This window comes from Planctomycetota bacterium, from assembly GCA_038746835.1.
In the GTDB taxonomy this organism is placed as follows: Bacteria; Planctomycetota; Phycisphaerae; order Tepidisphaerales; family Tepidisphaeraceae; genus JBCDKH01.
Window position 1 is genome coordinate 1 of record JBCDKH010000101.1, and the last position, 12,585, is coordinate 12,585.

At 67.0% G+C, this 12,585-nt stretch carries 15 protein-coding genes; 12 read left to right on the plus strand and 3 right to left on the minus strand.

Annotation, left to right across the window (positions count from 1 at the left end; all coding sequences use genetic code 11):
* The 3 genes from AAGI46_10755 to AAGI46_10765 all read left to right on the plus strand — a co-directional run.
* Positions 1-1,557: hypothetical protein (locus AAGI46_10755; GenBank protein ID MEM1012683.1), on the plus strand; the 1,557-nt coding region annotated here is incomplete at its 5' end.
* Between the two features lie 24 nt (positions 1,558-1,581).
* Positions 1,582-2,481, plus strand: a complete 900-nt coding sequence (rfbD, locus tag AAGI46_10760; GenBank protein MEM1012684.1) for a dTDP-4-dehydrorhamnose reductase — start codon at positions 1,582-1,584, stop codon at positions 2,479-2,481.
* Between the two features lie 159 nt (positions 2,482-2,640).
* Positions 2,641-2,952 carry an HNH endonuclease gene (locus tag AAGI46_10765; protein ID MEM1012685.1) on the plus strand — a complete coding sequence of 104 codons (312 nt, stop codon included), beginning with the start codon at positions 2,641-2,643 and terminating at the stop codon, positions 2,950-2,952.
* Between the two features lie 119 nt (positions 2,953-3,071).
* Here AAGI46_10765 and holA read toward each other — a convergent pair whose 3' ends face one another.
* Positions 3,072-4,028, minus strand: coding sequence for a DNA polymerase III subunit delta (gene holA / locus AAGI46_10770; GenBank protein MEM1012686.1), 957 nt, complete (start codon positions 4,026-4,028; stop codon positions 3,072-3,074).
* Between the two features lie 66 nt (positions 4,029-4,094).
* Between holA and AAGI46_10775 the strand changes: the two genes are divergently transcribed.
* From AAGI46_10775 to rdgB, 6 genes are all read left to right on the plus strand, one after another.
* Positions 4,095-4,307, plus strand: coding sequence for a hypothetical protein (locus AAGI46_10775; GenBank protein ID MEM1012687.1), 213 nt, complete (start codon positions 4,095-4,097; stop codon positions 4,305-4,307).
* Positions 4,308-4,317: 10 nt separating this feature from the next.
* Positions 4,318-5,022, plus strand: a complete 705-nt coding sequence (locus tag AAGI46_10780; protein MEM1012688.1) for a hypothetical protein — start codon at positions 4,318-4,320, stop codon at positions 5,020-5,022.
* 54 nt (positions 5,023-5,076) lie between these two features.
* Positions 5,077-5,493 (plus strand): universal stress protein, encoded by a 417-nt coding sequence (locus tag AAGI46_10785; GenBank protein MEM1012689.1) that lies wholly within the window; start codon positions 5,077-5,079, stop codon positions 5,491-5,493.
* 51 nt (positions 5,494-5,544) lie between these two features.
* Positions 5,545-6,108, plus strand: a complete 564-nt coding sequence (locus AAGI46_10790; protein ID MEM1012690.1) for an arginine decarboxylase, pyruvoyl-dependent — start codon at positions 5,545-5,547, stop codon at positions 6,106-6,108.
* A 181-nt stretch (positions 6,109-6,289) separates the two neighbouring features.
* Positions 6,290-7,327, plus strand: a complete 1,038-nt coding sequence (locus AAGI46_10795) for a hypothetical protein (protein MEM1012691.1) — start codon at positions 6,290-6,292, stop codon at positions 7,325-7,327.
* Positions 7,328-7,337: 10 nt separating this feature from the next.
* Positions 7,338-7,949, plus strand: coding sequence for an RdgB/HAM1 family non-canonical purine NTP pyrophosphatase (gene rdgB / locus AAGI46_10800; GenBank protein MEM1012692.1), 612 nt, complete (start codon positions 7,338-7,340; stop codon positions 7,947-7,949).
* On the opposite strand, the gene AAGI46_10805 is transcribed toward rdgB, so the two are convergent.
* Positions 7,882-8,736, minus strand: a complete 855-nt coding sequence (locus tag AAGI46_10805) for a GNAT family N-acetyltransferase (GenBank protein MEM1012693.1) — start codon at positions 8,734-8,736, stop codon at positions 7,882-7,884. The two genes, rdgB and AAGI46_10805, sit on opposite strands and share 68 nt — an antisense overlap.
* A 31-nt stretch (positions 8,737-8,767) precedes the next feature.
* On the opposite strand from AAGI46_10805, the gene AAGI46_10810 reads away from it, so the two are divergent.
* From AAGI46_10810 to AAGI46_10820, 3 genes are read left to right on the plus strand one after another with little or no spacing between them, the layout of a single operon-like run.
* Positions 8,768-9,670 carry a carbon-nitrogen hydrolase gene (locus AAGI46_10810; protein ID MEM1012694.1) on the plus strand — a complete coding sequence of 301 codons (903 nt, stop codon included), beginning with the start codon at positions 8,768-8,770 and terminating at the stop codon, positions 9,668-9,670.
* Positions 9,671-9,690: 20 nt separating this feature from the next.
* Complete coding sequence (locus tag AAGI46_10815) at positions 9,691-11,454, plus strand: homoserine O-acetyltransferase (GenBank protein ID MEM1012695.1); 1,764 nt, start codon at positions 9,691-9,693, stop codon at positions 11,452-11,454.
* A gap of 12 nt (positions 11,455-11,466) precedes the next feature.
* Positions 11,467-12,279 (plus strand): DUF4190 domain-containing protein, encoded by an 813-nt coding sequence (locus AAGI46_10820; GenBank protein ID MEM1012696.1) that lies wholly within the window; start codon positions 11,467-11,469, stop codon positions 12,277-12,279.
* A gap of 4 nt (positions 12,280-12,283) precedes the next feature.
* Here AAGI46_10820 and AAGI46_10825 read toward each other — a convergent pair.
* A partial coding sequence (locus tag AAGI46_10825) for a flagellar export chaperone FliS (protein MEM1012697.1) occupies positions 12,284-12,585 on the minus strand: 302 nt, incomplete at its 5' end.

A 12,585-nucleotide genomic window follows, 5' to 3' on the forward strand; every position in this document is an offset into this window, starting at 1 on the left:
GGAGGTGACGATCGGCTTCGGCTGCTGTCGGCCATCGCTGCGTCTCTGGAGGCGCACTCGTCCGACAGCGAGGGCGAAGCCGTGCTGCTCCTGGCCGACAAGCTCCAGCAGCAGGGACTGCTTCGCGGCGACGTCGTGACCGCCGACGACCTGGCGGCGACCGTCCGCCGCCTCCGCGAACACCCGGCCACCGCGGACGAACTCGGCGTTCTCGACGCGGCCTCGCGCCGACTGCCGCATCACGCACCGCTCCAGCGCTACGCCGCTGCCGCCTACGACCAGGCGAACCTCCCGGATCAGGCGTCGCGCATTCTCCGCCGCGCTGCCGAGGCTGTGGATGCCTCTGCGGAGTATCAGCGTCTCGCGTACAGCCGCGCTCGCCGGGAGAACGATGCGACCGACGCATTCCGTTACGCCCGCCGCTGGCTCACGCTGCTGCCTCCCGACGACCCAAGCGCCGCCTACGCCGAGACGGCCGTCGCGGACTCTCTTGTGCTCCGCGGCCGGTACGACGAAGCCGCCGCCCTGCTTGAGCCGCGCTTGCCGATGGCGATGGACAATCCCGGCCCGTATGGCCACCTGCTCTACCTCGCCGCAGAGGCCACCGCCGCTCAGGGGCGGGAGTCGATCGCTCGCCAGATCATCCAGCCGCACCTGACTCGCCAAGACGAAGGTGGCCAAGGCTGGCGTCGACAATTTGCACGACTCGCCGCCGATGTGCTGCCGTCTGCCGACGACGCTGCCGACTGGCTCCGCATGCTCGACTACCACGTCGAACAGCTGCCGCCCGGCCTCGACACTGATGCCGAACGCCTGATGGTCGCTTCGGCCTTGGGGCGACTCGGCGTGCGGTCCGACGATCCGTCGCTGCTCCGCGTCGCACGGCTTCGGCTGACACGCCTGCTCGAAGGTCCGCTGGCTGTCGGCGATTCGGCACGTGCTGCCGACCTGACCGTTTCGGCCTGGACGGCCTACGCGCAGGTCAGTCGCTACCTCGACGATCAGGCCGAAGCTGAGCGCGCATGGCGGCGCGTGCTCGCCAACGCACCGCGCGACGCAGCGGCCGCGAACGAGTTGGCATTTCTGCTCCTCCGCAGCGAACCGATCGGCACGTCTTCGGCAACGAGCCCGCGCATCGCCGAGGCGATGGCATGGTCCGACGTCGCCGTCGAGCAGCGACCCGACATCGCCGCCTACCACGACACACGGGCCCGCATCCTCGCCGCCCAGGGCCGTCCGCTTGCTGAAGTCGCCGAGGCGTTCGACGCGGCGCTTCGGCTTGACGCAACGTTGCTGGACGCGCTGCTCGGTGCCGCGACGGTCAAGCTGCAGCAGGCCCGTCAGCTCGAACGCACCGAGTCAGTGGAGTCGACGAGCGAGGCACAGACCTTCGACCCGGCAGCCGCTGAGGCCGAGGCCCTCGTGCGCGAGGTCCAGTTACTGTTCGATCGGTCCGAGCCGCTTGTCCAGGATGCCCTTCGCGACGGGAAACTCGCGGGGCATCTTGAGGATGAATACCGCCTGATCGCTGACGCACTGGCCGCCGATGACCGATGAGGCTCAAGTCTCGCGACCTTTCCCATGTCCACGATGCCGTCGATCAACACGCCCGTCCTGCTCGTCGGCAGCCACGGCATGCTCGCCGCTGCGATGCGTCGATCGCTGTCGCGTCGCAAGGTCACCGACATCCACTTCGTCGATCGCGATGAGTGCGATGTCACCTCGGACAACGACGTCGCGGCCACGTTCGATCGCGTCCGGCCGAAGCTGGTCATCAACTGCTCCGCCTACACCGCCGTCGACAAGGCCGAGGTCGAGGAGGAAATCGCTACCCAGCTCAACGGCGCGGCTGTCGGACGCATGGCGGCCGTGTGTCGAGAGCACGGTGCGACGTTCGTCCACTTCGGCACCGACTTCGTCTTCGATGGCCAAGCTGACACGCCCTACGGCGAGACCGACGAGCCCGCCCCAGTCAGCGCGTACGGCCGGAGCAAGCTGGCTGGTGACAAGGCGCTCTTCGACAGTGGCGGCGACGATTGGTTGCTGCTCCGCACAGCGTGGCTCTACGGCCCGTGGGCAGGTCGGCCTTTCCCCAAGGTCATGGTCGACGCCGCCAAAGCTGGCAAGCCACTCCGCGTCGTCAGCGACCAGCACGGCAGCCCGACGCTCACGATCGACCTCGCCGAGACGGCACTCGACCTCCTCGCCGGTGGCCACCGTGGCCTGTTCCACGTCACCGGCGGCGGGCGGACGACGTGGTTCGACTTCACGCGCGAGATCCTGCAGCAGTTCAAGGTCACGCCCAAGAGCCTCGACCCCGTCACCGCCGCCGACTGGGCGGCGATGCGACCCGACTCCGCGACGCGCCCGGCGTTCAGCGTCCTCGACACCTCAAAAGTCGAAGCCGCGCTCGGACGTTCGATGCGCGATTGGAAGATCGCACTTCAGGACTATCGGGACCTGGTCGCAGCGGAACCGTGATTCCGGGTGGATGCATGTCTCTTTCGACACGTCACGACCCCGATGGTCTTGGTTAGCGGTGAGCGAACTTGCGAACATCGATCTGAAATCGATTGAGTTGTGTCGCGTCATAACCTCGGTGTGCCTCGTTACCAACCGCACGAGTCTGTCGAGTGCGCCGTGTGCCAGCGCGAGGTCCCCGGTCGGCTCATCACGCTGCACCACCTCAAGCCCAAGAGCCGCGGCGGTGGAGCCGACGTGCGTGTGCCGACGTGCAAGACCTGCCACAAGCAGATTCACGCCAGCTTCAGCAACAAAGAACTCGACGACGGCTTCGACAGCGTCGGAGCCCTCCGCCAGTCGCCACGACTGAAGGGGTTTCTGTCCTGGGTCCGCAAGCAAAAGCCCGATCGGACGTTCTCGGTCGCTCAGGACTCGCGGCGCCCTGCGAAGAAGCGCATCCGCCTCGCCGCGAGGCGCGGATCGCGATAGACGGAAATCGCACCCTTCCGTCATCCCGAGCGAGCGCAGGGAGTCGAGGGACCTCGTCTTGCACTCTGAGCCGAGCCGGGCGAGGTGCCTCGGCTGCGCTCGGAATGACGGATGGGACGTCACCGCGCTGCCGACGCCAACCGCGCGATAAACGACTCGCAGCCACGGGCGGCGTCGGAAGCGCCGGTCTTAACGCGGTAGTCCAGTTCGGCCAACGCGTCGGTCGCCTTGGAGAGCCGCGACTTGCCCACGGCCGACGCCGATCGCAGGACGCCATCGACATCCGCGTACGGCGGCATCTTGAGCGCTCGCTTGATTTCGCCCGGACCACGCCCCTGCCGTTGGAGCGACTCGGCGAGGTGCGCCTTGTCGAGCCAACCCGCCAGCCAAGCCACGGCCCTGAACTCGCTCGACGGATCGGTCGCCAGCAGCTGACGCCACACCGTCACCGCCCGGCCGGCATCGCCGCGGGTGATGGCGTCGGTCATGGTCCACATCTGCTGCTCGCGACGGAACGCGACGCCGCCCGCGACGTCGTCGACGCCGATGCTGCCGTCACACTGCAGGGCGAGCTTGGCCAATTCGTTGTCGAGCCCGGCCCTGTCCACGCCGACGGTGTCGACGAGCAATCGCGCGGCATCGGCGGCGAGTCGCAGGCCATGGACGTCCTTCGCACGCTGGCCGAGCCACCGGGCGGCCTCGTGCGGCTTCATCGCCTTGGCCGCGGTCACCTGGCCGACCTTGGCGACGAGCTTGTAGACCTTCGTGTTCTTGGGCAGGGTCTGCAGCCGCAGGATCAGCGTCGATTCCGTCGCGGGCGAAGCGAGGTAGCCCTCGAGCGTTTCGCGGTGCTTCGTGACGAACGCGTCGGCCTCGCGAAGGACGACCACGCGTCGGCCGCCGAACATGCTGACACTGCGGAGCTCGTCGAAGACATCGCTGGGCGTGGCGACGGGGCCGTCGAGCGACGTGACCGCGGGCTCCGCGCCTGCTGCCGCGAGGGCTTCGTCCAGCGCCTCCTCCTCCCCGAAGGCGTCCAGGCCCACCAGGGCGATGACAGGCGGCACGTCACGCATTGATCGGACGGTAGCCTCACGACGGGTCCGAATGACGCCGCGAAACTGGTGCTTTACCATGCCGACGTGAAGCGTCGTGACGATTCGGCCGATGCGCGGGCGGACGCGGCGATGTTGCAGTCGCTGGTCGACAAGGCGTCGTCCTTGGCGTCAGTGCTACGTCGTCAGTCGGCTGCAGCACGATCGGCCGAGGTCGGCTCTAGGGTGCGGGAGGCCGCCGAAGCCGCCGAACGCCTCGCCACCACCGCTCAAGTCGCCCAATCGGACGCCCAGCCCTGACTCTCCATCCATGTCTGCCCCCGACTCGCCTTCGATGAACGACAACGACCCGGTCGACCCGTCCTCAGAGACGGCGGCCGAGGCTCCGCTCCCGCCGGAGGTTCGCGACGCGACTGACGCCCCGCCGGTCGAGGACGCCCCCGTCCCGCCACCAGGACCGCACGAGGCCAAGGGCGGCAGCTACTTCCGCAACGTCCGATACGTCATCTTCCTCGCCATCCTCGGCATGGGTGGCTGGTTTATGTACGACGGCTTCGTCGGGTACCCGACCGAGCGCGACGAGTACCGACGCTTGACGACCGAGGCTCAGCAACTTCGCGACGCAGCCCGCGACGCCGATGCCGCGGCTATTGACGAACAGGTGGTCGAGCAAGGTCTGAAGGACCACAGCGACCTCAGTATCCTTCTGCAGAAAGTTCTCGGCTTCACGCTCCCGCCGATCGGGCTGGTGCTGCTGGTCCGCTGGCTCTACATCAGCCGAGGCGTCGTCCGGCTGGACGAGAACGACGTCCTCCACGCCCCGGGACACCCGCCGGTTGCGATGAGTGACGTCAAGGAAATCGACGATCGCCAGTGGGAGCGCAAGGGCATCAGTCACATCGGCTACAGCGTCGACGGCAGCGAGGGCTCGGTGAAGCTCGACGACTTTGTCTACGAGCGTGCACCGATCGACGCGATTCACGACCGCCTCGTTCATCTCAAGAAGGATGCGTAGCCTTGCGTTCACGCCGGGTTGATCAAGGCCTGGCGACGTCTTGTCGGTAGAGCCATGAGCCGGATTCTCGTAGCGGTCAGCAGTCCTCAAGCCAGCGAGCGGGCCGTCGTGCCTGTTGCGGATCTGGCGAGCCGGCTCGACGCTGAAGTGCTGGTCGTCCACGTCACAAGGCCCAGCGGCACGTCCAACGGGTCCAGCCAGAGCGACCGAGGCGAGCAGGCCGTTCGGACGCTGGGCGACAAGATTCGTGCCAAGGGCGTGAGCGTTCAGACGCTGCTGATGTTCAGCGACGACGTGGCCCAGGCGATCCTCGCAACTGCTGAAGAACGCAACGCAAGCCTCATTCTGCTCGGCCTGACGAACAAGGGAGTCTTCCAGCGGATCGTCGCGGGCAACGTGCCCGTGGAGCTGCTTCGGAACACCAAGGTGCCGGTGCTGCTCCTGCCGCCGGACTACCGCGAGACGTTGTAGTTCCCACCAACCCTGGTGCTATCGTGCCGGCCCACAGGAATCGCCGCCACGATGTTCGACACGCCCTCGCACTACGTCCCGAAACAGGTTTTCTTCACCCAGGGCGTCGGCGTGCACCGCGAGAAGCTCATGAGCTTCGAACTCGCCCTACGCGACGCCGGCATCCAGAAGCAGAACCTGGTCAAGGTCAGCAGCATCTATCCGACCAGCTGCGAGATCATCTCGAAGGAAGAGGGCCTGCCGAAGCTGCGAGCTGGGCAGATCACATTCGTCGTCCTCGCCGAGAGCTCGACGGCCGAGGAGAACCGCCTTGCCTGCGCCGGCATCGGCCTGGCCCTGCCGCGCGACCATGAGCACGGCTACATCGCCGAGCACCACGGCTTCGGCATGACCAAAGAGAAGACCGAAGACCTCGTCGAGGACCTCGCCGCGACCATGCTCGCGACGACGCTCGGCGTGCCCTTCGACCCCGATAAGGCGTGGGACGAACGGGAACAGCAGTACGCCATGAGTGGCGAGATCATCAAGACCGAAAGCTGGGTCGTCGTCGAACCCGGTGCCCCCGGTCCGCTCTGGACCAGCGTCATCAGTGCTGCGGTCTTCATCCTGGACTGATCGACACTCAATTCCAACACCGCAGATAACGAAGCCGTGGGCTGAGCGAAGCGATGCCCCGGAACAAGCACACGTTGGCTTCGCTCCGGGGCATCGCTTCGCTCAACCCACGGCTTCCGATCTGTCGGAGCACAGACGCCACCGTCGTGCGACTGTCGGTCTCTTGCGATAAACTGTCCCGATGTCGCGCGTCCTGTGCTGTCTCGGTCTGGCTCTCTTCGCTGCAGGATGCTCGTCGTCCGAAGCCCCCCCGCCAGAGCCCGTGGTCGACTTCGACGCGACGCCGTCGACGTCCGGTGAACCAGCTTCGGTTGCAGAAGCCAACGAACCCGTCTCCCTGACGCCCCAAGCCCAAGGCGACGCGACGCTGACGATCTTCTGCCGCGACTTCACCGGACCCAACCACGCTGCCGACGCTCAGCAGGCCAAGGCGTTCGCGAACAAAGCCGCAAAAGCCGAAGGGGCCGACGGCAACTTCTACGTCGTCCACGGTGACAGCCGCAGCGTGCTCTACCACGGCTTCTACCGCACCGACGACCCGGCCGTCGACGAACGTGAGGCCAACCGCGTGTTCGCAGACCGACGGCTCATCGAGCAGATGACGTTCGTCTCCTCCATCGAAGGCCCACAGAAAGCGTTCCCCCGCGCCATCGTCCGGCCGCTTGAAACGCCCGATCCCGTCGCCCCGGCCGAATACGACCTTCGCAACAGCGACGCGTTTTGGACTGTCGGCATCGCCACCTACACGCAGAAGCAGGCGGCCGTCGACTCGGTCCTCGACGCGCGTCGCCAGGGCTTCGAGGCCTACTACCTGCACAAGGGCAACTTCAGCTACGTCACCATCGGTGCCTGGCCGCGCGAGGCCGTTCGTGAGCAGAAGTCGTCGAAGGACATCTCCGACAACTTCGCCAACATGCTCGCCCCGCCGGACCTGGTCCTCGGCACCGGCCGGCTCGCCGACGCCATTCGTGCGAAGCGTCGCGAGCAGGGGAAGAACGACGTATCGATCGAGGTCAGACTCGACGTCGCCGACCCGACACTGCTGGAGACGATTAAGAGCTTCGACTACTCGCTCGACGGGTTTGTCCAAGGCCCGGATCCGCTGCTGGTGAACGTCCCCAGTACGCTGAATCGTCGCCAGCCGACAGAAGTGAAACCACTGGAAGCGGTGCCCGAGGCCAAGGTCGACAACCTTCTCACACGCCCGCCGGGCCTGTAGCCTCGTTGTCATGTCGGGCGACCTCCTGATCGCAACACGCAACGTCGGTAAAGCGAAGGAACTCGCTGCGCTCTTCGACGGCCGCTGTCGTTCGCTGGCAGACCTGCCCGACGACGGCTTCGAGCCCGACGAGACGGGCCGGACGTTCCGCGACAACGCCTGCCTCAAGGCCGTCGGCTACGCGCGACATCTCGCCTGTCCGGTCTTGGCGGACGACTCGGGTCTCGCCGTCGATGCCCTCGGCGGCAAGCCCGGCGTCCACTCCGCCCGGTTCGCCAACATGCACAACGCCGGCTCCGGCGACGAGGCGAACAACGCCCTGCTCCTGCGTCGCCTGGCCAACGTACCCGACGACCGCCGCGGTGCTCGATTCGTCTGCGTCTTGGCACTCGCCGACGCGACGGGTCGCATCCTGATGACGGCCGAGGGCGACGTTCGAGGAACTATCCTTCGCGAACCACGCGGCAGCAACGGCTTCGGCTACGACCCACTCTTTTTCGTGCCGTCGCTCCGCAAGACGACGGCCGAGCTCTCGCCCGAAGACAAGGCCGCCATCAGCCATCGCGGGCAGGCGTCGCGGCGGCTTCGCGACCTGCTGTCGCGTCATCCGCTGGCGGTTTGAAGTGGACGTTCGTGCAGAAGTGCGTCATGCCCAGACGACGCGCGTTCCGCACCGTCGGCCCGTCGCCGTCGCCCTCCGTCACCGCAAAGTCACAGCCCGCCGCCTTGGCCGCGTGAAGTCGCGCGAGGAATAGATCGCGATGCAATCCACGCCGACGAAACCCTGGCCGAACGCCGCCGCCGAACAGCATCGCCGGCCACGGCTTGCCCGGAACCTGCGCTGGAATCAGGAGGCACCCGATGCCCGCCATCTCATCGTCGACGTAGGCCGCGAAGACCTGGTTGCCCCGACGCGTCCGCGCGTGTCGCCACTCCTCGCGCTCGATGTCCGAAACGACGTGTCCATCGTCGGAGTTGAAGCCCTGCTCCATCACCGTGATCGACTCGTCCAGCGCATCAGGGTCCGACAGGTCGACCTCGCGAACGTCGGACACGACCGCCGGCCAGTCCGCGTGCAAGTCGGCTGACATGTTGATCTCGACGCTGTGCACGGCCAGGCCGACTCGAGCGACTTCCCGCGCCGTCGACTCGTGGGCCGCGTCGCAGACGACGATCTCTGGTGACGCCGGTTCCTCCGAGTAGAACTGCAGGAGCTTCTGCAGGTCGTCGCCTGTCACGGGCCGATCGATGCCGAGGCCGACGCACTGGTTCACCCACCAGCCGTCGCGGCCCCGCCCCGCCATTGCACCGGCGATCTCGATCGACGTCGGCGCGACGTCCCGCAGGCTCACCTTGTGCATGGCGATCCACGCTTCGAGTCGCTCCCGGTAGTCCGCCGCCGCGTCCACGCAAGACGCTATCGCCCTCTAACGTCGTGGCGTGGCAGAAGCGCTCAAGATCGGCCTGACGCAGATGGCGTGCGGTGACGACATCGGCGCGAATGTCGACGCTCAGATCAAGCTGATCCACGACGCGGCCGACGCCGGGGCGAAGGTCGTCTGCACGCAGGAGTTGTTCGCGAGCAAGTACTTCTGCCAGGGCGAAGACCACCGCTTCTTCGACCTCGCCGAGCCGATTCCCGGCCCGACCACCGAGCGTTTGCAGGCCGTGGCGAAGGAGCGCGAGATCGTCGTCGTCGGCAGCCTCTTCGAGAAGCGAACGGCAGGCCTCTACCACAACACCGCCGTCGTCATCGACGCCGACGGCTCGCTGCTCGGGTCGTATCGGAAGATGCACATCCCCGACGACCCGCACTACTACGAGAAGTTCTACTTCACGACCGGCGACCTTGGCTTCCGCAGCTTCAAAACCCGCTACGCGACCATCGGCGTCCTCATCTGCTGGGATCAGTGGTTCCCGGAGGCCGCGAGACTCACAGCGATGAGCGGGGCCGAGATCCTCTTCTACCCGACCGCCATCGGCTGGCACCCAGCAGAGAAGGCCGAGTTCGGCCAGGCCCAGCACGAGGCGTGGCTGACGATGATGCGCAGCCACGCCATCGCCAACGGCTGCTTCGTCGCCGCCCCGAACCGCATCGGCCACGAACACGTGCTCGACCCCGACGGCCGGCCCTACTCCGAAGCCGGTATCGAGTTCTGGGGCCAAAGCTTCCTCTGCCGCCCCGACGGCCAGGTCGCCGCCGAGGCGTCAGTCAATGAGCCGGGCGCGCTGGTGGTCGACTGCGACCTCTCCCGCGTCGCCTTCAGCCGCACCCACTGGCCCTTCCTGCGAGATCGTCGGATCGATGCGTACAGCGAGATCACACGTCGGCTGATCGATTGACGCTGCTCCTACCTTTGACCGTGGCGGCCTGCGGCACTGGCGAGCATGTGAAGACGCACCGGACCAACGTGCCGCTATCGCTCGAACTCGGCGGCGTGTTGCCGGGGGTGACCATCGCGTACGAGACCTGGGGCACGCTTCGACAGTTCGGTGACGGGCGGACCAACGCCGTCCTGATCTGCCACGCGCTCACGGGCGACTCCCACGTCGCCCGGCACGGCAGCGACGACAAGCCGGGCTGGTGGGACCTCGTCGTCGGGCCGGGGAAGCACCTCGACACCGACGAGCTTTTCGTCATCTGCAGCAACACGCTCGGCGGGTGCAGCGGGACGACCGGGCCTGGAGATGTGAACCCGGCGACGGATCGGCCTTGGGCGGCGAGCTTTCCGGCGATCACGCAGCGCGACGCCGTCGCTGTCCAGCGACGCCTCGTCGACCACCTCGGCATCGATCGCCTCGCGGCCGTCATTGGCGGGTCGATGGGTGGGCAGCAGGCACTGCAGTGGGCGCTCGACTCCGGCGAGTGCGTCGATGCGTGCGTTCTGCTCGCGACCAGTCCGTGCCTCTCCAGCCAGGCGCTCGCCTTCGACATCGTCGGCCGAAACGCCATCCTGCGCGACCCGGCCTTCCATGACGGCGACTACCACGACCACGCCGACGAGCCACGCGTCGGCCTGGCGCTGGCACGCATGCTCGCCCACATCACCTACCTGTCGCGCGACGGCATGACCGCCAAGTTCGACCCGGAGCGCGACAAGCCACGCGATCTCGACGGCGATTTCGCACGCTCCTTTGAAGCCAACTTCGGCGTCGGAAGCTACCTCGCCCACCAGGGCGACAAATTCGTCGAACGCTTCGACGCCAACAGCTACGTCGCCCTCACCCGGGCGATGGACCGGTTCGACCTCGGCCGCAGCATCGACGAGTTGGCCGGACGACTCGCCAACGAGACACACGAGCGGACACGCTTCGCCGTGGCCAGCTTCAGTAGCGACTGGCTCTTCCCGCCGGAGCAGAGTCGCCAGATCGTCGGCGGTCTCAGTCGGGCCGGGCGACACGTGAGCTACGTCGAAATCACCAGCAACGGCGGCCACGACGCGTTCCTATTGCCGGCCGAGGTCGACCAGTACGGCGGCTTCATCCGAAGCATCTGCCGGCCGTCGCCCGAGTCGACGCCTGCTTCCGACGCAACGCCGCGGCCTGACCACGACGCGATCCTCTCGCTCATCGACCCGGGCGACTCGGTCCTCGACCTCGGCTGCGGCGACGGCTCGCTATTGCTGCGACTGCGTGAGCAAGGCCAGCCGACGATCGCCGGCATCGACGTCGCCACCGACAACGTCCTCGCCGCAACAGCCCGCGGGCTCGACGTCATGGACGCCGACTTGAACACGCCACGGGAGTTCTTCCGCGACGGACAGTTCGACGTCGTCGTGCTGAGCCAGGCGCTGCAGAACGTCGAAAACACGCTGGGCGTCATGCGGGAGATGCTCCGCGTCGGCAGGCGTGCGATCGTCAGCTTCCCGAACTTCGCCCACGCGCCGCTGCGACGCATGCTCGCCGACGAGGGCCGCAGCCCCAAGGCGGACGGGCCTTATGCGTTCGAGTGGTACGACTCGCCCAACCGCCGCTTTCCGACGATCGCCGACTTCCACGACCTGTGCGACAAGCTCGGCCTCGTCGTCCAGCGGGGCATCTACCTCGACACGCACACCGGCCGGACGGTCGATGATGAGCCGAACCTGCACGCCGACCTGGCGGTGGTGGTGGTCGCAACCGTGTAGACTGAAGTCGGCATGGCCGAGTTCTCGTGTCCATCCTGCGACGCCACGCTCCGCACGCCTCCCGGCAGCGGCGGCCGGGCCGTGCTCTGCCCGAAATGCCGGGATGTGGTCACGGCTCCAGAGGACGAGTTGCTCGAAGGCGTCGTCGTCGACGAACCCGAGCACGTGGCCGCCGTCGCTCCGACGCAGCAGCGGCTTGAGGCGGCATCTGGTGCTTGGCAGCCAGGTTCAACGCTCAAGGTCAGGGGACCTGTCCGCCGTTACGGCTTCAACTGTCAATATTGCTCCAGCCGCCTCGAGGCGAACACGGCCGTCGCGGGCCAGGAGGGCCAATGCCCGACCTGCAGCAACACGATCATCATCCCGATCCTGGACCGCTCGGGCCGGCTGATCGACCCGATGACCGGCAAGGTCATCAAGCAAGACCCGCACCCCGTCCACGCCTACGCCGCCGCCGGCGATCACGCGCCGCTCATCGAGCGCGGCGACGACGGGCACCAGTACATCCGCTGCCCGCGCTGCACCGCGTCGAGCCCTGTGACGGCCAACAACTGCCGGAACTGTGGCATGCCGTTCACCATGGAGGGCACCACGCTCGAAGCCGCCGGCTCGTCCAACGGCATGGCAACGGCGAGCCTCGTCCTGGGCATCGTCGGCCTGCCGGCGTTCTGTACGGTGGTCGTGCCGCTCCTGGCGGTGGTGTTTGGTGCGGTGGCTGTGCGTCAGACGAACGAAAACGGCCAAGGCGGACGCGGAATGGCCATCGCCGGCATCGTCTGCGGCAGCGTCGGCCTGCTCATGAGCATGATGCTCTACCTCAGCTGACGACTCATCCCGCCAGACGTAAGCCGCCACGCTGCTCGTCGGCAGCGGCTAGCGTCGCGGCTTCATTGGCCCTTGCGGCGGCGATCATCTGCCAGGTCTCGCGCTGGTAGCGGAGCACGCCCAGCGCTTCCTCGATCTTGTCCGGGTCTCGGCCGACGTTGCCCTCGACGAGCCGGAGGTAGCACCAGCCGTAGAGGCTTTCGAGCCGCTTGCAGTTGTCGGGATCCTTGTCGGGCCTGAGACCGTTCTGCAGCTCGATGACGATGTCCTGCGCCCGCGTGAGGCGCTCGTGCATCTGGTCGTACC

Coding starts and splice junctions, on each gene's coding strand:
- holA (MEM1012686.1), bottom strand. CDS start 4,028: ATGCGTGACGTGCCGCCTGTCATCGCCCTGGTGGGCCTGGACGCCTTC.
- AAGI46_10795 (MEM1012691.1), top strand. CDS start 6,290: ATGTCGCGCGTCCTGTGCTGTCTCGGTCTGGCTCTCTTCGCTGCAGGA.
- AAGI46_10785 (MEM1012689.1), top strand. CDS start 5,077: ATGAGCCGGATTCTCGTAGCGGTCAGCAGTCCTCAAGCCAGCGAGCGG.
- rdgB (MEM1012692.1), top strand. CDS start 7,338: ATGTCGGGCGACCTCCTGATCGCAACACGCAACGTCGGTAAAGCGAAG.
- rfbD (MEM1012684.1), top strand. CDS start 1,582: ATGTCCACGATGCCGTCGATCAACACGCCCGTCCTGCTCGTCGGCAGC.
- AAGI46_10780 (MEM1012688.1), top strand. CDS start 4,318: ATGTCTGCCCCCGACTCGCCTTCGATGAACGACAACGACCCGGTCGAC.
- AAGI46_10790 (MEM1012690.1), top strand. CDS start 5,545: ATGTTCGACACGCCCTCGCACTACGTCCCGAAACAGGTTTTCTTCACC.
- AAGI46_10820 (MEM1012696.1), top strand. CDS start 11,467: ATGGCCGAGTTCTCGTGTCCATCCTGCGACGCCACGCTCCGCACGCCT.